The sequence below is a fragment of the Roseateles sp. P5_E8 genome (assembly GCF_054177665.1).
In genome coordinates, this window is sequence record NZ_JBGCUM010000044.1 from 1 (window position 1) to 16,687 (window position 16,687).

The 16,687-nt window shown below is 69.0% G+C and carries 14 protein-coding genes; 6 read left to right on the forward strand and 8 right to left on the reverse strand.

Going from position 1 to position 16,687, the window contains the following annotated elements:
- Both ACXRVZ_RS20775 and ACXRVZ_RS20780 read left to right on the forward strand, forming a co-directional pair.
- On the forward strand, positions 1–526 hold a 526-nt coding region (locus ACXRVZ_RS20775; RefSeq protein WP_458232781.1), incomplete at its 5' end, for a TonB family protein.
- Positions 527–604: 78 nt separating this feature from the next.
- Complete coding sequence (locus ACXRVZ_RS20780) at positions 605–922, forward strand: plasmid stabilization protein (RefSeq protein WP_457424389.1); 318 nt, start codon at positions 605–607, stop codon at positions 920–922.
- A gap of 5 nt (positions 923–927) precedes the next feature.
- Here the strand turns inward: ACXRVZ_RS20780 and ACXRVZ_RS20785 are convergent, their stop codons facing one another.
- Entirely contained in the window at positions 928–1,839 is a 912-nt protein-coding gene (locus tag ACXRVZ_RS20785) for a LysR family transcriptional regulator (protein ID WP_457424391.1), read from the reverse strand.
- A gap of 63 nt (positions 1,840–1,902) precedes the next feature.
- Between ACXRVZ_RS20785 and ACXRVZ_RS20790 the strand changes: the two genes are divergently transcribed.
- The 3 genes from ACXRVZ_RS20790 to ACXRVZ_RS20800 are packed head-to-tail and all read left to right on the forward strand — an operon-like array spanning position 1,903 to position 4,828.
- Complete coding sequence (locus ACXRVZ_RS20790; protein WP_458232782.1) at positions 1,903–2,769, forward strand: class I SAM-dependent methyltransferase; 867 nt, start codon at positions 1,903–1,905, stop codon at positions 2,767–2,769.
- A complete protein-coding gene (locus ACXRVZ_RS20795; protein ID WP_457424395.1) occupies positions 2,766–3,740 on the forward strand; it encodes a tripartite tricarboxylate transporter substrate-binding protein in 975 nt (324 codons plus the stop codon). Before ACXRVZ_RS20790 ends, ACXRVZ_RS20795 begins: the two co-directional genes overlap by 4 nt.
- Positions 3,741–3,772: 32 nt before the next feature.
- Positions 3,773–4,828 (forward strand): PEP-CTERM sorting domain-containing protein, encoded by a 1,056-nt coding sequence (locus ACXRVZ_RS20800; RefSeq protein WP_457424397.1) that lies wholly within the window; start codon positions 3,773–3,775, stop codon positions 4,826–4,828.
- On the opposite strand, the gene tkt is transcribed toward ACXRVZ_RS20800, so the two are convergent.
- The 7 genes from tkt to ACXRVZ_RS20835 form a co-directional block, all read right to left on the reverse strand.
- Positions 4,825–6,831: a transketolase gene (gene tkt, locus ACXRVZ_RS20805; protein ID WP_457424399.1), complete on the reverse strand. Its 2,007-nt coding sequence runs from the start codon at positions 6,829–6,831 to the stop codon at positions 4,825–4,827. The two genes, ACXRVZ_RS20800 and tkt, sit on opposite strands and share 4 nt — an antisense overlap.
- A 3-nt stretch (positions 6,832–6,834) precedes the next feature.
- Positions 6,835–7,788, reverse strand: coding sequence for a transaldolase (gene tal, locus ACXRVZ_RS20810; RefSeq protein WP_458232783.1), 954 nt, complete (start codon positions 7,786–7,788; stop codon positions 6,835–6,837).
- A 61-nt stretch (positions 7,789–7,849) separates the two neighbouring features.
- Positions 7,850–9,316, reverse strand: coding sequence for a xylulokinase (gene xylB, locus ACXRVZ_RS20815; RefSeq protein ID WP_458232784.1), 1,467 nt, complete (start codon positions 9,314–9,316; stop codon positions 7,850–7,852).
- A gap of 172 nt (positions 9,317–9,488) precedes the next feature.
- The gene (xylA, locus tag ACXRVZ_RS20820) at positions 9,489–10,805 is read right to left on the reverse strand and encodes a xylose isomerase (protein ID WP_457424405.1); all 1,317 of its coding nucleotides are present in this window, start codon (positions 10,803–10,805) and stop codon (positions 9,489–9,491) included.
- A 43-nt stretch (positions 10,806–10,848) separates the two neighbouring features.
- Positions 10,849–12,369, reverse strand: coding sequence for an MFS transporter (locus ACXRVZ_RS20825; RefSeq protein ID WP_457424407.1), 1,521 nt, complete (start codon positions 12,367–12,369; stop codon positions 10,849–10,851).
- A 56-nt stretch (positions 12,370–12,425) separates the two neighbouring features.
- Complete coding sequence (locus ACXRVZ_RS20830; RefSeq protein ID WP_457424409.1) at positions 12,426–14,081, reverse strand: glycoside hydrolase family 43 protein; 1,656 nt, start codon at positions 14,079–14,081, stop codon at positions 12,426–12,428.
- Positions 14,082–14,083: 2 nt separating this feature from the next.
- The gene (locus tag ACXRVZ_RS20835) at positions 14,084–14,269 is read right to left on the reverse strand and encodes a hypothetical protein (RefSeq protein WP_457424411.1); all 186 of its coding nucleotides are present in this window, start codon (positions 14,267–14,269) and stop codon (positions 14,084–14,086) included.
- A gap of 238 nt (positions 14,270–14,507) precedes the next feature.
- On the opposite strand from ACXRVZ_RS20835, the gene ACXRVZ_RS20840 reads away from it, so the two are divergent.
- A complete protein-coding gene (locus tag ACXRVZ_RS20840) occupies positions 14,508–16,610 on the forward strand; it encodes an alpha-glucuronidase family glycosyl hydrolase (protein WP_458232785.1) in 2,103 nt (700 codons plus the stop codon).
- Positions 16,611–16,687 lie beyond the last annotated feature (77 nt).

The following is a 16,687-nucleotide window of genomic DNA, read 5'->3' on the forward strand; positions in this document are numbered from 1 at the left end:
GCTGGAGGCCGGCCGCATCGACGCGGCCCGGCTGGCGGCGGCACAGGCGCAGGCCAGGGCCGAGGAGGAGCAGCGCGAAGCCCGCAAGCGCGCCATCGGCCGCCAACTGGACGCCGAGGCGGCCCAACGTGATGCCCAACGTGAGGCAGACCGCAAGCGCCCCGACTGGGCGCCCGCCCGCCGCGGCCGGCTGTTCGGCCGCACGGATGCCAACGCCGACCTGGCGGCCTATGGCGAGACCTGGGCGCGCAAGATCGAGTCCAACCTCACGGTCGAGACGGTGCGCGAGGTGGCCAGGCAGCCGCACACCGATGCCATCGTCACGGTGGCGGTGCGCAGCAACGGTTCGGTGGAGACCATCACCTTCGTGCGCTCCAGCGGCGTGCCGGCCGTCGATGAGGCCATCGCGCGCATCGTGCGCAGCCAGGAGAACTACCCGGCCTTTCCGGCGGCGTTGCTGAAGGACTTCGACGTCGTCGAGATCCGCCGCAGCTGGCACTTCGACATGGCGGTGCGTCTGTACTGAACGTAAGCAAGGCGAAGTCCTACGCAGCTGCCAACGCGAGGGTTGCAAGGTTGCGCTTTTCAACTCCCGGAGAGCGCCATGCCTCGCGGTGACAAGTCGTCCTACACGGACAAGCAGAAACGCCAGGCCGAGCACATCGAAAAGGGCTACGAGGCCCGTGGCGTGCCCGAGAACGAGGCCGAGGCCCGCGCCTGGGCCACGGTGAACAAGGAGACCGGCGGCGGCAAGAAGTCGGGCTCAGGTCGTGGCCAGCCCGAGAACCACGAGCCGTCGCGCAAGGGCGGCCGGCTGGGCGGCCAGGCCGCAGCCAGCCGCACTGCGGCCGAGCGCTCGGCATCGGCCAGAAAGGGTGCTGAGACGCGCAAGCGCAACGCCGCCGCCCGCGCGCACCACTAGGCGCGTCAGCCGGTAAGGATCGGCCGCAACGCGTCGATCTCGTCGACGATGAAATCGAAGAACGCGGCGACGCGCGGTGTCTGCCGCAGCTCTGCCGTCGTCAGCAGCCGCCAGATGCGCGTCAGCTCGGGCACGGGCGCGATCACCTGCACGAGGTCGGGCTCGGCGTCGCCCAAAGCGGTGGGCAAGGGTGCCACGCCGACACCCGCCTTGGCCGAATAGACCAGGCCCAGCACGCTGTTGCTGCGCGCGACGAGCACCGCATCGGGCGCCACCTTGCGCAGCCAGCCGGCAATGCGGTGCTTGGCCATGGTCTCGTCGAAGCCGACGAGGGCATGCGCCTGCAGATCCTCCACGCGCTCGGGGCGGCCGTGGCGCTCGATGTAGGTGGTGCTGGCGTAGACGGCCCAGATGGAATCGGCGATCTTGCGGCCGACCAGATCGCCATCATCCGTGTCGCCCGAGCGCAGCGCCACATCGGCCTCGCCGGCCGCGAGATCCACGTATTTGTCGCTCATGACGAAGTGCACCTGCAGCGCGGGGTAGCGCTCGTTGAAGCGCTTGAGCAGCGTCGACTGCGTGATGCGGAAGACGATGGGCTCGGGGCAGGTCACGCGGACGACACCCGACACCTCAGTGGTGGAGGCGACGAGCTGCTGCTTGAACTGCGCCACCGCGTCCTCGACGCGCTCGGCATGGGGCAGCAGCGACTGGCCGAACTCGGTGAGCCGGTAGCCGCTCGGCAGGCGTTGCACCAGCGGCAGTCCGAAGCGCTTCTCCAACTGGGTCAGGCGCCGCTGCACGGTGGACTGGTCCAGGCCGAGCGCGCGCCCCGCCGCCAGCGTGCTGCCGTGGCGGGCCACGGCCAGCAGGTGCTTCAAGTCGTCCCAGTCGAAGTCCGGCGGGGTATGCGCCATTGCGGCTCCTGTTCTGCAGATTTGCGGCTGTCGGCAGCGCGGGCCGGGCTTTAGGCTGAAGGCATGAATCCCACCGGAACCGACTTCAAGGCCGCCGTGCGCCGCCACTGGGACGCTGCTGCGGCGGGCTGGGACCAGCATACGCCGGCCCTCCACGCATGGCTGCGTCAGACCACCGACGCGATGATTGCCATGGCCGGCGTGCAGCCAGGCGCGCGCGTGCTGGACGTGGCGGCCGGGGCGGGCGGGCAGACGCTGGCTATCGCCGAACGTGTCGGGCCATCCGGCGAGGTCATGGCGGTCGACTTGTCGCCGGCCCTCGTTGCGCTGGGCGAGCAACGGGCGCAGCGCGCCGGTCTTGCTCAGGTCCGCTGGCAGGTGGGCGACGGCGAGGACCTTGGCGTCGAACCAGCGTCCTTCGACGCGGTGGTCTGCCGGCTCGGGCTGATGCTCTTCCCCGACCCGCTGCAGGGCCTGCGCGAGATGCACCGTGCGCTGCGGCCGGGTGGGCGCGCCTGCACCGTCGTGTTCTCCGCGCCGCCGCGCAACCCCTGCGTCACGGCGCTGACGGCGACGGCGCTGCGCCACGCCGGGCTGCCAGCGCGTGACCCGGGCGTGCCTGGCGGCCTGTTCAGCCTGTCCCGCCCCGGCCAGTTGGACGCCCTGTTCCATGAAGCCGGCTTTCGCGACGTCGCGACGACGGCGATGGACGCTGTCTTCCACATGCCGACCGTCGATGACTACATCGCCTTCGTGCGCAGCTCCGCCAGCCCCGTGCTGCAGATCCTCGATGGGCTCGGTGAGGCGGCGGCGCAGGCTGCGTGGGACGACATCCGCCAACAGTTGCAGGTCTTCATGACGCCAACCGGCTGGGCCAGCCCGAGCGAGCTGCTGCTGACGGCGGCTCGCAAGCCCGAGGGCACCGCATGACCAGCGCCACGACACGGCGCGACGTGCTGGCTGCGCTCGCTTCGCTGGGCTGCGGGCGTGCACGGGCGGCGCCGGATGGCGTCATGCGCCTGCTGTGCAGCGGGCCCGCCGGCAGCATTCCCGACCTGGTGGCCCGCGCGCTGGGCGAGTCGCTGGCGCTGACGCTTGGGCGGCACGTCATCGTCGACAACCGCCCAGGCGCGGCCGGCCAGTTGAGCGTGAGCGCGCTGAAGGCGGCGCCGGCGGATGGCTCGACGCTGCTGGTCGCCCAGGGCGCCATCGCGACGGTCTACCCGGCGCTGTACGCCAGGCTGGCCTACGACGCCGACGTCGATCTGCTGTCGGTCAGCCTGGCCAGCGAGATGAGCCTCGCCCTGGCCATCGGCCCGGCGGTGCCTGCCAGCGTGGTGACATTGGCTGACTTCATCGTCTGGCTGCGCGCGCATCCCGCTGCCGCCAACATCGGCTCGCCCGGCACCGGCACGCTGCCGCATCTGCTCGAAGCCATGCTGCTGGGCGAGGCCGGCGTCGCCTGGCAGCACGTCGCCTATTCCGGCGGGCCGCCGGCGGTGAACGACCTGATCGGCGGGCAGATTGCAGCGCTGGTGCTGCCCGAGGGCTTGCTGCGCCAGCACCACGCCGTTGGCCGCGTGCGCGTGCTGGCCACATCGGGGCCCACGCGCAGCGCCTACCTGCCCGACGTGCCGACGCTCGCGGAGCAGGGGCATCCGGCCCTGGTCGTGAAGGAATGGTTCGCCGTCTTTGCGCCGGGCGGCATGCCTGCCAGCGCGGTCGCAGGCTTGTCCGCCGCGATTCAGACCGCTCTCGGCCGCGCCGGATTGGGCGCGGTGTTTGCCCAGGCCGGCATGGTGCCGGTGGGGTCGTCGCCTGGCGCGCTGGCCGCGCGCATCGCGGCGGAGCAGCGCTACTGGAAGCCCGTGCTCAAGGCCCACGGCATCCAGGCGGAGTAGCAGGTCCGATCAAGCTTTCACCAGGAGATTCCATGCAACACCTCAGGTCACTGGCCCGGTCGGCACTGTCGGCGCTCTGTGCTGCCACCTTGCTGCCTTCGGCGGCGTTCGCCGCGTCTCAGCTCGATGTCTATGCGCTCACGGTCGGTGGCAACTCGCAGTTCGGCGCCAACGGCAACCCCTTCGGCTGTTCCACCTTTGCGCCTGACAGCGGCGCGGCCCTCTTTGGCCGGACCTTCCAGCTGGCGCTGCCGACCGACGGCGCCATCTGTGGCGTCGGCGGCGTTCTGCGCAGCGCGACCGCGGCCGGCGGGTCGGTGCAGGTGGCCGCACCACTGGCGGTGAGCTGGGGCCTGCCGACCGACCCTCGCACCCTCACCGGCAACGCGCAGGCGCGCGCCGGCTATGGCAATCTGGGCGTGCAGGCGGTGGCCAACTACGGGGGCACGTCCGACAACGGCACCGTCGCCGGCGCCCAAGCCGGCGCCCGGCAGATCGAGTCCCTGACCGTCGGCGGCGGCAGCGGCAATGGCATCTACCGGCAGACCTTCACCATCGACGGGTCGCTGTTCAATGTCGGCCGTAGCGACAGCGAGATCGAGTTCGGCTACTCGTACGGCACCATCCCCATGCGGATGGCCTTTCGCATCACCAGTCAACGGGGCGGCGTCGTGGGGATGTATGCCGACGGCAGCTTCCAGCCCTCGCTGCCGGGCATGACCGTCACCGGTGACCTGGGGACCGGCTTCACGGTGGCGGGCAGCACCACGTTTTCCTTCGACATCCCCATCGTCTTCGGCGTCGCGCAGGACGTTGGCCTGAGCCTGTGGGCGGCGATCCTGCCGAGCTCCAGCGCCGGGCAACTGACGGCCAGCGCGGGCGATGCGAGCTTTTTCAGTACCGCCAAGCTGACCGGCATCCAGGTGTTCGACAGCGGCGGTCAGGCAGTGAACAACTTCACCGTCATATCAGGCTCGGGCACGCTGTACGGCCCGGGCGGCGTGGTGGCCGTGCCCGAGCCGAGCGTGGCGCTGCTGTTTTGCGCCGGGCTGCTTTGCCTCGGCGGCCTGCGCCGCCGTTGGCGTTAGTTCGACAGGCAGCGCAGGCCGGCATCCACAACGGCCTGCACGGTGATGCCGAAGTGCGCATACAGCGCGGCGGCCGGGGCGGATTCGCCGAAGGTGTCGATGCCGACGACGGCGCCCTCCAGGCCGACGTACTGGCGCCACGGCGCCGTGACACCCGCCTCGACGGCCACGCGCGGCACGCCGGCGGGCAGCACGGCGCGGCGCCAGGCGGCGTCCTGCTGCTCGAAGGTGAAGCAGGACGGCATGGACACGACACGGGCGTTGACGCCTTGGCCTGCGAGTTGGCGCTGCGCCTGCACGGCCAGGTCCAGCTCCGAGCCGGTGGCGATGAGCACGAGCTGCAGCGGCTTGTCGGCCGCCTCGCGCACCAGCACATAGCCCCCGCGACGGATGGCGTCCAGCGTGTCCGCATCGCGCGCCTGGTGGGTCAGGTTCTGGCGCGACAGCACCAGCGCGGTGGGCGTGTGCCGGTGGCGCACGGCCGTCTGCCAGGCCACCAGCGTCTCGACGGCATCGCCCGGCCGCCACAGGTCCAGGTTGGGCACCAGGCGCAGTGTCGCGATCTGCTCGACGGGCTGGTGCGTGGGGCCGTCCTCGCCCAGGCCGATGGAATCGTGCGTGAAGACGTAGATGGGGTTGGTGCGCATCAGCGCGGCCATGCGGATGCCGTTGCGCGCGTACTCCGAGAACATCAGGAAGGTGCCGCAAAACGGGCGATAACCGCCGTGCAGCGCGATGCCGGTCTGGATGGCGACCATGGCGAACTCGCGCACGCCGTAGTGCAGGTAGTTGCCACCGGCGGCGGCCTTCTCGACCGAGCGGCAGCCCTTCCACTGCGTCAGGTTGGACGGCGCCAGGTCGGCCGAGCCGCCCAGCAGTTCGGGCAGCAGCGGGGCCAGCGCGGTGATGCTGTTCTGCGAGGCCTTGCGCGAGGCGACGGTCTCGGCCTTGGCGACGGCGGCGGCGAGCAGGGCAGAGGCCTGCGCGTCGAAGTTGGCGGGCAGATCACCACGCACGCGGCGTTCGAACTCGGCGGCGCGGGCCGGGTCGGCGGCGCGGTAGTTGGCCAGCACGGCTTCCCATTCGCGCTGGCGCGAGGCGCCACTGTCGCGGGCATCCAGCGGTGCGCGGGCTTCCTCGGGTACGACGAATGGGGCGTGCGGCCAGTTCAGCGCCTCGCGCACGGCCGCCACCTCGGCGGCGCCCAGCGGCGCGCCGTGCACGTCGTGGCCGCCGGCCTTGTTGGGCGAGCCGTGGCCGATCTGCGTCTTCGCGCAGATCAGCGTGGGCTTGCCGACGTCTTCTGTCGCAGCGTTCAGCGCCGCGTCGATGGCAGCGAAGTCGTGGCCGTCGACGTTGCGGATGACACGCCAGCCGTAGGCCTCGAAGCGGGCCGGCGTGTCGTCGCCGAACCAGCCCTTGACGTCGCCGTCGATGGAGATGCCGTTGTCGTCGTAGATGACGACGAGCTTGCCCAAGCCCCAGGTGGCGGCCAGCGAGCAAGCCTCGTGCGAGATGCCTTCCATCAGGCAGCCGTCGCCGACGAAGACGAAGCTGCGGTGGTCCACCAGCGCGTGGTCGGCGGTGTTGAACTCGGCGGCCAGCAGCTGCTCGGCCAGCGCCATGCCGACGGCGTTGGCCAGGCCCTGGCCCAGCGGGCCGGTGGTCGTCTCGACGCCCGGCGTCAGGCCCACCTCGGGGTGTCCGGGCGTCTTGCTGTGCATCTGGCGGAAGGCCTTCAGCTCTTCGATGGGCAGGTCGTAGCCGCTCAGGTGCAGCAGGCCGTAGAGCAGCATGGAGCCGTGGCCGTTGGACAGCACGAAGCGGTCGCGGCCGGGCCAGGTCGGGTCGGCCGGGTTGTGGCGCAGGTGGCGGCTCCACAGCACGGCGGCGATGTCGGCCATGCCCATGGGCATGCCGGGGTGGCCGGAGTTGGCCTGCTGCACCGCGTCGACGGCGAGCATGCGCAGCGCGTTGGCGGCGAGGGTGAGGTTCTGTGTCATGACTTAACCCTGCTGGCGCGAGCGGATCAATTGCTCAAGCGTCTCGGTGTCGGCAATGAATTGCGCAATGCCTTCGGTGAGCTTGTCGCGGGCCATCGCGTCGGCGGCCAGCGCGGCGTGGAACTGGCTTTCAGTCAGCGCGGCGGGCGCTGCTTCGAGCTGGCCTTCGTGCGGCTTCAGCCGGCGCTCGACCGGCGTCGTGGCCTGGCTCAGTTCGGCCAGCAGCGCGGGGCTGATGGTCATCAGGTCGCAGCCTGCCAGCGCAATGATCTGGCCGCTGTTGCGAAAGCTCGCCGCCATCACCTCGGTGGCGATGCCGTGGCGCTTGTAGTGGCGGTAGATCTCCTCGACGGAGCGCACGCCGGGGTCGTTGGGGCCGGCCATCGCGGCCTCGTTCCAGCTGTGGCCGGCGGTCTTCTTGAACCAGTCGTAGATGCGGCCCACGAAGGGCGAGATCAGCTGCACGCCGGCGTCCGCGCAAGCCTTGGCCTGGGCGAGGCAGAACAGCAGCGTCAGGTTGGTGTGGATGCCTTGCTGCTCCAGCTCGCGTGCGGCCTGGATGCCTTCCCACGTCGAGGCCAGCTTGATGAGCACACGGGCGCGCGGCACGCCGGCGGCGGCATACAGCTCGATGAGGCGMTTGGCGGTCGTGACCGAGGCGGCCGTGTCATGCGACAGGCGCGGGTCGATCTCGGTGGACACGCGGCCGGGCACGAGCTTGAGGATCTCGACGCCGAAGGCGACGAGCAGATGCTCGGTCACCGTTGTTGCCGATGCGCCAGGATTGGCGGCGACGGCCTGCTCCAGCAGCGCGCGGTAGCGCGGCTGCTGCACGGCCTTCAGCACCAGGGACGGATTGGTCGTCGCGTCCTGCGGCTTGAATTGCGCGAGCTGGTCGAAGTCGCCGGTATCGGCGACGACGGTGGTGTGTTGGCGGAGTAGGTCGAGGCTGTTCATTGGGCAAAGCGCGGCCCTGCCATCCGAAGACGGCATGAGCCTGTGGTGGTGAAGAAAGGAGTTAGACGAACTCGCTGCGCAGCGCGTCGTAGAGGCGCTTGAAGCGGGCGTGGCGGGGCTGCAATGCGGCAGCCAGCGCGGGATCGGGTTCGGCGACACGAGCGATGTCGGGCGTGCGGCAGACGTCGTCGACCTTGCCGCCCGTGGCCAGCCAGGCCAGGCGCGCGGCGCCGAGGGCGCCACCGGCTTCGGCACCGACGCCGTTGACGAGGCGCACGTTCAGCAGCGATGCGAGCAGCTTGGCCCACCATTCGCTGCGGGCACCGCCGCCGACCAGCCAGAGCTGCTCGGCGCTGCCGCCGCCGGCCTGCAGCGCCTGCCAGCCGTCCAGCAGCGCGAAGCCGACGCCTTCGAGCACGGCGTAGCCCATCTCGGCGGCGCCGTGTTCATGCGTGAGGCCGAAGAAAACGCCTTGCGCGTTGGCGTTGTTGTGCGGCGTGCGTTCACCGCTGAGGTAGGGCAGGAAGATGGGCGCCTGCTGGCGCTGCGTGTCGGTCAGCGCGGCGGCCTTGGCGATGAGGTCGGCCTCGCCGCCGGGCATGCCCAGCATCAGCGTGACCCAGCGCAGCGAGCTGGCGGCGCTGAGCACGACGCTCATCTGGTGCCAGGTGTCGGGCAGCGCATGGCAGAAGGCATGCACCGCGCGGGACGGGTTGGGGCTGAAGGCGGGGTTGCACAGGAAGATGACGCCCGACGTGCCCAGCGACAGGAAGCCGTCGCCGGGCTTGACGACGCCCATGCCGACGGCGCTGGACGCGTTGTCGCCGCCACCGCCCGCAATAGGGATGCCTGCGGGCAAGCCCCAGCGCGCGGCCAGCTCGGGCTTGAGCGTCGCGCTGGCTTCGCTGCCTTCGACGAGGCGGGGCATGTGAGCTTCTGTGAGGCCCGTCAGCGCGAGCGCCTCGGGCGACCAGCGGCGCTTGGCCACGTCCAGCCACAGCGTGCCGGCGGCGTCGCTCATCTCGCTGACGTACTCACCGCTGAGTTGCAGACGCAGCCAGTCCTTGGGCAGCAGCACCTTGGCGACCTGGGCGAACAGCGCGGCTTCGTGCTGGCGCATCCACGCCAGCTTGGGCGCGGTGAAGCCGGGCATGGCGAGGTTGCCGGTGATGTTGGGCAGCTCGGGGCAGGCGGTCATCATCTCGGCGCACTGCGGGCCGCTGCGGCCGTCGTTCCACAAGATGGCCGGGCGCAGCACCTTGCCGGCGGCGTCCAGCGTGACGGCGCCGTGCATCTGGCCCGACAGGCCGATGGCGCGCACCTGCGCGAGAGCAGCGCTGTGCTCAGTCTTCAGCTTGGCCATGCCGGCATCGAGCGCGGCCCACCAGGCGGCAGGGTCTTGCTCGCTCCACAGCGGTTGCGGGCGCTGCACGGTGAGCGCCACGCCCGTGGTGGTCACGATGTGGTGCTGCTCGTCAAGGAGCAGCAGCTTCAGCTCGGAGGTGCCGAGGTCGATGCCGAGGAACATGTTTGGTTGTCAGTGGTGTATTGCATTCGGGCCGAGCGCCGGGCCGCTCCCAAGCCGGCCCACCTGGCGATGTGCTTGCGGCTCAATGCCGCAAGCATCGCCGTCCCCTCGGGGGACCGACCGGACTCGCCCCGCGTTCAGCGAGGCGAGCTGGGCGAGGGGTCAACAGTCTCTAGACGAAGTTGTTGACGATGTTTTCCAGGCGCTCCTGGCGGCCCGAGAGCGGCAGCGGGGAGATGCCTTGCTCGTGCACGATCTTGGCCAGGTCATCCAGGCTGGCGCCGCCCGAGATCTTCTTGCCCAGGTCGCCTTCCCAACCGGCATAACGGTCCTTCAGCGCGGTTTCCAGCTGGCCGCTCTCGTACAGCGCGGCTGCACTCAGGAAGGCGCGAGCCATCGTGTCCATGCCGCCGATGTGGCCTTCGAGCTGGTCGGTCGGGTCGATGGACTGGCGGCGCACCTTGGCGTCGAAGTTGGTGCCGCCGGTCGTGAAGCCACCCGAGCGAATGATCTCCAGCATGGCGGGCACCAGGGCCGCGTGGTTGTTGGGGAACTGGTCGGTGTCCCAGCCCAGCTGCTCGTCGCCGCGGTTGGCGTCGATCGAGCCGAGGATGCCCAGCGCCGCAGCGGTGGCGACTTCGTGCTCGAAGCTGTGGCCGGCCAGAGTGGCGTGGTTCACTTCCAGGTTGACCTTGACTTCGTTCTCCAGGCCGTAGGTCTTCAGGAAACCGTAGACGGTGGCGCTGTCGTAGTCGTACTGGTGCTTGGTGGGCTCCTGCGGCTTGGGCTCGATGAGGATGGTGCCCTTGAAGCCGATCTTGTGCTTGTGCTCGACGACGGCGCTCAGGAAGCGGCCGTGGTTCGCCAGCTCGCGCTTCATGTCGGTGTTCAGCAGGGTCTCGTAGCCTTCACGGCCGCCCCACAGCACGTAGTTGGCGCCGCCCAGGCGGTGCGTCCACTCCAGCACGTGCTTCACCTGCGCCGCGGCGAAGGCGAAGACCTCCGGATCGGGGTTGGTGCCTGCGCCGCTCATGAAGCGCGGGTTGGAGAACAGGTTCGCCGTGCCCCACAGCAGGTCCACGCCGGTGTCCTGCATCTTCTTGCCGGCGGCTTCGAGCAGGCCGTCGAGGATGCGGTTCGATTCAGCCAGCGTCGCGCCTTCGGGGGCCACGTCGCGGTCATGGAAGCACCAGTAGGGCAGGCCCAGCTTGCCGAAGAAGTCGAAGGCGGCGTCGAGCTTGCCGTAGGCGGCCTTGACCGAGTCGGCTTCAGCGAACCAGTTGCGCTGGTGGGCGGTGGCGCCCAGGCCGAAGATGTCCTCACCCTTCCAGCAGAAGTTGTGCCAGTAGCAGACGGCCGGGCGCAGGTGCTCGGCCAGGGTCTTGCCGAGGACGACGCGCTTGGCGTCATACCAGCGGTAGGCGAAAGGGTTGGTGGACTGGGGGCCTTCGTACTTGACGACGGGAAGATCGGAATATGCGGTGCTCATGGCAAGGTCCTTACTGCGGGAAAGTGGATGGTGATGGATAAGGTTAGGCGGCCGTCGGCGCAACGCCAGCCTGCTGGCGGCGCTGGGCGAGTTCGTCGGACATCGTCAAGGTCGTCTGCTTGTTGAGCTTGTTGGCGATCAGGCTCAGCGTGCAGCCGGCGAACAGCCCGGCGACGACGAAGCTGGACATGATGCGATAGCCTTCGATGGCCTCGGGCGTGCTCGGTTGCATCGTGTCGTAGCCGAAGAGGCCGGCCATCAGCCAGAGGAAGCAGGCGGAGCCGAGGGCCAGGCCGGCCTTCAGCGAGAAGCCGATGGTGGCGAACACCATGCCGGTGAAGCGGCGGCCGGTCTGCCACTCGGAGTAGTCGGCCGCGTCGGCGTACATGGCCCACATGATGGCGCAGGTGGGCGCATAGACGATGGCGCCCAGCACCTGCAGGCCAACCATGGCCCAGGTGGCGGTTGGCGGCAGCAGATACATCGCGGCAGCCGTCAAGGTCGACAGGCCGAAGCAGGTGATGGCCACGGTGCGTTTGCCGAAGCGCGCCGACAGACCCACCGACAGCATGATGACGATGATGGTCGTCAGGAAGCCGGCCATGTTGACGATGCTGTTGAACACGTCAGCGACGTTGGAATTCGCCAGACCGTCGCGGGTGCCGTGCACGATGTAGCCCAGCGTGTCGGCCAGGCTGCCGGTGCCGGCTGGGTCCGGCGTCGTCAGGCCCAGCGAGGCAACGAAGTCGAACATCGCGGCCTTGTCGGCGTAGTGGTGATAGAAGTTGTAGTGGGCACCGCCGCGCAGGGCCAGCATCGCGAAGTGGAAGACCGTGTAGGCCACGAGGGCGATCCACGGGCCGTTCTTCAGCAGGTCGACGAAGTCCTGCTTGGGCGAGGAGTGTGTCTCGACGATGGGCTTGATGCGCTCCTTGGTCGTGAAGAAGGTGACCATGAAGAGCACCAGGCAGGCCACGGCCCAGATCGTCATGGTCATCTGCCAGCCGTAGGCGCGGTCATGCCCCTGCGCGAACTTGGCCACCAGCGGCAGCGTAAAGCCGCCGACGATGAACTGCGCCGCGTTGACCGACACGAAGCGGTAGGAGTTGAGCTTGGTGCGCTCGTTCAGGTCCGCCGTCATGACGCCGCCCAGGGCGGAATACGGCATGTTGTTCATCGAGTAGAGCGTCATCAGCAGCGTGTTGGTGATGCCTGCGTAGGCGACCACCATGGCGGTGCTCCAGCCCCAGCTCTTGTCGGGCGTGGTGTAGGCCAGGATCATGACGACGCACCAGGGCACCGAGGTCCAGAGCACCCAGGGGCGGAACTTGCCCCAACGGGTGGTGGTGCGGTCGGCCAGCACGCCCATGATGGGGTCGAACACGGCGTCCCACAGGCGCGGCCACAGCAGGATGGCTGCGGCCGTGCTGGCGGACAGGCCGAACACGTCCGTGTAGAAGTTCAGCTGGAACAGGATCATGGACATGAAGACAAGGTTCGCAGCCGCGTCGCCGCAGCTGTAACCCGCCTTTTCCATGAAGGAAAGGGGCTGGTGGGTGGTCATGTGTCTCCTCTTGTGGTTTTTGAGGTCGTCGTCGCCCGTTGAGGGTCTCGTTGGGATCAGGGCTTGGCTTCGTACGAGAGGTAGTCGAAGTCAGCCACAGTGCGGGTGCCGGCCATGTCCTGGCAGGCGATGCCGATGAAGTTGCCGGTGAAGCCGAAGCTGTTGGCGAAGCCGTTGATGAAGCGGGTCGCGAACTCGTCGCTCAGCATGGCCGCGTCCAGCGCCGGGCCGATGGCCTGCCAGCCCTGGCCATCCTGCCTGAAGGAGAACTGGTAGGTGTCGTGGCTGAACTCGACGGCCAGGTCCACCGGGCCGGCGGCCAGCGCCACCGGCGTGGCCGGGCCGCTGATGGCGCCGTCGCGGTTGACGGTCAGGTAGACGACGCGCGCGTTGCTGTCCGGGTCACGCGTGACGTGCAGGTAGGCGTGGTTGCGGGTGTTGTAGTAGGCGGTGAGGCCGGCCATCTGGTGGAAGCTGTCGGGCTCGAACTCCACACGGGTCTCGACGCGGCAGTTGAAGTGCTGCTGGCGGCGTGCGACCAGGCTCTGGTCGAACAGGCTCATCAGCGACTCGCGGCCCGTCAGGCGCAGGTGGCCGGGGCGGGCGGTCAGCGACGCCCAGCTCTCGTCGAAGGGCTTGCGCAGCGAGTTCAGGTGGCCGTTGAAGACGGTCGAGTCGAAGTCGTCACGCGCGGCTTCGGCGGGGAAGGGGTGCGGGGGCAGGTCGGGCAGCGCGATGTTGGCGCTGGGCTGCTGGCCATTGCCACCGACCACTTCGGGCCAGTCGTCGTCGCGCCAGTGCAGGCGCTGCAGCGCGGTCTCGCGGCCCAGCGGGCAATGCAGGCCGGCGTAGCCGCCACTCGGGTTGTTCTGGTGCGCGTTGGGGCCGGTCCACTCCAGCGGGCGACCGCAGAGGTGGGCCATGAACCATTCGCCCTTGCCTGTCTCGACCCAGCTGGCATGGCCGCTGCGCTGCAGGCCATCGGTGGGCTTTTGCCAGGCCGTCAGCAGCGGGTTGCCGGGCAGGGTCTCGTAGGGGCCGTCGAGCTTGCGCGAGCGGGCCAACGTCACGGCGTGTTCGTAGAAGGTGCCGCCTTCGGCCGTCAGCAGGTAGTACCAGCCGTTGCGCATGTACAGATGCGGGCCTTCGACGACACCCAGCTCGGTGCCGGCGTAGATGTTCTTGATCGGGCCGACGAGCTTCTTGGCTTCGTGGTCGTATTCCTGCAGCAGGATGCCGTTGAAGTGGTGCTTGCCCGGCCAGTGGATCCACTGCTGGTTGATGAGCCAATGCTTGCCATCGACGTCGTGGAACAGGCTGGGGTCGAAGCCCGAGCTGTTCAGGTAGATGGGCTCGCTCCACGGGCCATCGATGCTGGGCGCCGTGATGAGGTAGTTGTGCGTGTCCTTGAACGCGCCGATGGTGCTGCGCACATCGGTGTAGATCATCCAGAACTGGCCGTGCGAATAGGTCAGGCAGGGCGCCCAGACGCCGGCCGAGTCCGGGTGGCCGTTCAGGTCCAGCTGGCTGGTGCGCGTGACGGCGTAGCTGTGGTGGCGCCAGTTCACCAGGTCTTTGGAATGGTGGATGCGCACGCCGGGCCACCACTCGAAGGTGGAGGTGGCGATGTAGTAGTCGTCACCGCCTTCACCAGGAACGCGGCAGATGGACGGGTCGGCGTGGAAGCCCGGCAGGATGGGATTGGCAATCATCGTCAGAGGAGGCGTTCAGGCGAGGGTTGAAGCAGCAGGCCCGGCCCGGCATGGGGCCGGCCGGCGTGGAGGAGCAGGGCGCCGACGACACCCAGGCCGCTGGCAGCGGTCAGGGCCTGGGCGGCGCCGGAGAACTTGGCGGCCAGCGGCGGGAAGCGGCCCACGGCCGCGCCCACTCCACCGGCCATCACTCGTTCCGCCCGAGGGGGTTGGTAGCGCTAGCGAGCAGGCTCCGGGTATACCCCTGCCGCCGCAGCGACATCTGGGTGATTCCGGATGCTGTTTGTTTCAAGACGTTGTCTCCGAAGGAATAGCTGGCTTGATGCGTGATTGTGCCGGCTTGCGGGAATGAAATGTAGCGCTACCATTTGCATTCGCGCAAGCCGGGATTGCGTGGAAGAAGCACGCTGAATGGCGGGAGACAAGATGACGACGAGTTTCAAAGGGCTGGCCATGGCCTTGTTGCTGGCGCTGCTGCCCGCCTGGGCGCTGGCCGAGGACGGCCATGAGCTGTGGCTGCGCTACCGGCCGCTGGCTGGCCAGGCCAAGGCACAGGCCGGTGCGAGCGCCATCGTGCTGGCGGCGCACGCCTCGTCAACGACCCAGGCCGCCATCGCCGAGCTGCAGCGCGGCGTGGTCGGGATGACGGGACGTGAGCCCCCGCTCACGCCGAACGTCAAGCCCGGCGCGCTGGTGCTGGTGACGCGCTCCCAGGCGCCGGCCGGCCTCAACCTGGCCTGGGATGAACTCGGCCGCGAGGGCTATGCGCTGCGCCGCCTCAAGCTGCAAGGCCGGGACGTGACGGTCATTGCCGCCAACAGCGACGTTGGCCTGCTCTACGGCAGCTTTGCCTGGCTGCGCGCCGCCCAGACCGGCGCCGATCTGGCGCGGCTCGATCATCGCTCCGCGCCCAAGGTGGGCCTGCGCCTGCTCAACCACTGGGACAACCTGGACGGCCACGTCGAGCGCGGCTATTCGGGCGCGTCGCTGTGGGACTGGTGGAAGCTGCCCGACATCCTCGATGCGCGCTATGTCGACTACGCGCGCGCCAATGCCTCGCTGGGCATCAACGGCACGGTGCTGAACAACGTCAACTCCAAGGCCGACTCGCTGACCGCGCCGTATCTCGCCAAGGCGGCAGCGCTGGCCGGGGTGTTCCGGCCCTATGGCATCAAGGTCTATTTGTCGGCCCGTTTCTCGGCGCCGGTGGACCTTGGCGGCCTGAAGACGGCCGACCCGCTGGACCCGGCCGTGCGCGCCTGGTGGAAGGCCAAGGCGGACGAGATCTACAAGACCATCCCCGATTTCGGCGGCTTCCTCGTCAAGGCCAATTCCGAAGGTCAGCCCGGCCCGCAGGACTACGGCCGCAACCATGCCGACGGCGCCAACATGCTGGCCGAGGCGCTGGCGCCGCATGGCGGTGTCGTCATGTGGCGGGCGTTTGTCTACGCCGCCGATGCCAGCGACCGCGCCAAGCAGGCGTATGCCGAGTTCCAGCCGTTGGACGGCAAGTTCGCCGCCAACGTCATCGTGCAGGTCAAGAACGGCGCCATCGACTTTCAGCCGCGAGAGCCCTTCCATCCGTTGTTCGGCGCCATGCCCAAGACGCAGCTGGCGCTGGAGCTGCAGATCACCAAGGAATACCTCGGCTTCGCGACGCATCTGGTCCACCTCGGTCCGCTGTTCCAGGAGGTGCTGCAGACGGATGCCGGCCATGGTGCCAAGGTGGCCTCCGTCGTGAAGGCCATCGCCGGCGTGGCCAACGTCGGCCGGGACCGCAACTGGAGCGGCTCGCAGTTCGACCAGGCCAACTGGTACGCCTTCGGCCGCATGGCCTGGGACCCGGATCTGGCCTCTGCTGACGTTGCCCGCGACTGGGTGGCCCAGACCTTCACGACCCGCCCCGCCGCACGCGACGCCATCGTCGAGCTGATGCTGGCCTCGCGCGAAGCCGTCGTCGACTACATGACGCCGCTGGGCCTGCACCACCTGATGGACACCGGCCACCACTACGGGCCCGGCCCCTGGGTCAACAACCTGGAGCGCGCCGACTGGAACCCGACCTACTTCCACAAGGCCGGCCGCGACGGCATCGGTTTCGACCGCTCGCCCAGTGGCAGCAACGCCGTGGCCCAGTACGCGCCTTCGGTCGCCCGCCGCTTTGCCGACCCGCGCACGACGCCCCCCGAACTGTTGCTGTGGTTCCACCATCTACCGTGGGACTACGCCATGCCGTCCGGCCGCAGCCTGTGGGCCGAACTGATCGCCCGCTACGACCGCGGTGTGGCGACCGTGGACGACATGGGCCGCCGCTGGGCCGCGCTGAAGCCCGACATCGACCCCGAGCGCCATGCCGAGGTCACCGCCTATCTCGCCGTGCAGGCCCGCGAGGCGCGCTGGTGGCGCGATGCTTGCATTGCTTATTTCCAGTCGGTCTCGGCCCTGCCCTTGCCGGCGGGCACGCGGCCGCCGGAGAAGGACCTGGCGGCCTACAAGGCCTTGCGCTTCGGTTTCGCGCCGGGCCGTTGAAAAGGGTACCCCCATGGGCATGGTAGAGAATCACGACTTCGGCCGCACAGCGCTCGCCGGCCGCCAAAGAACAATGA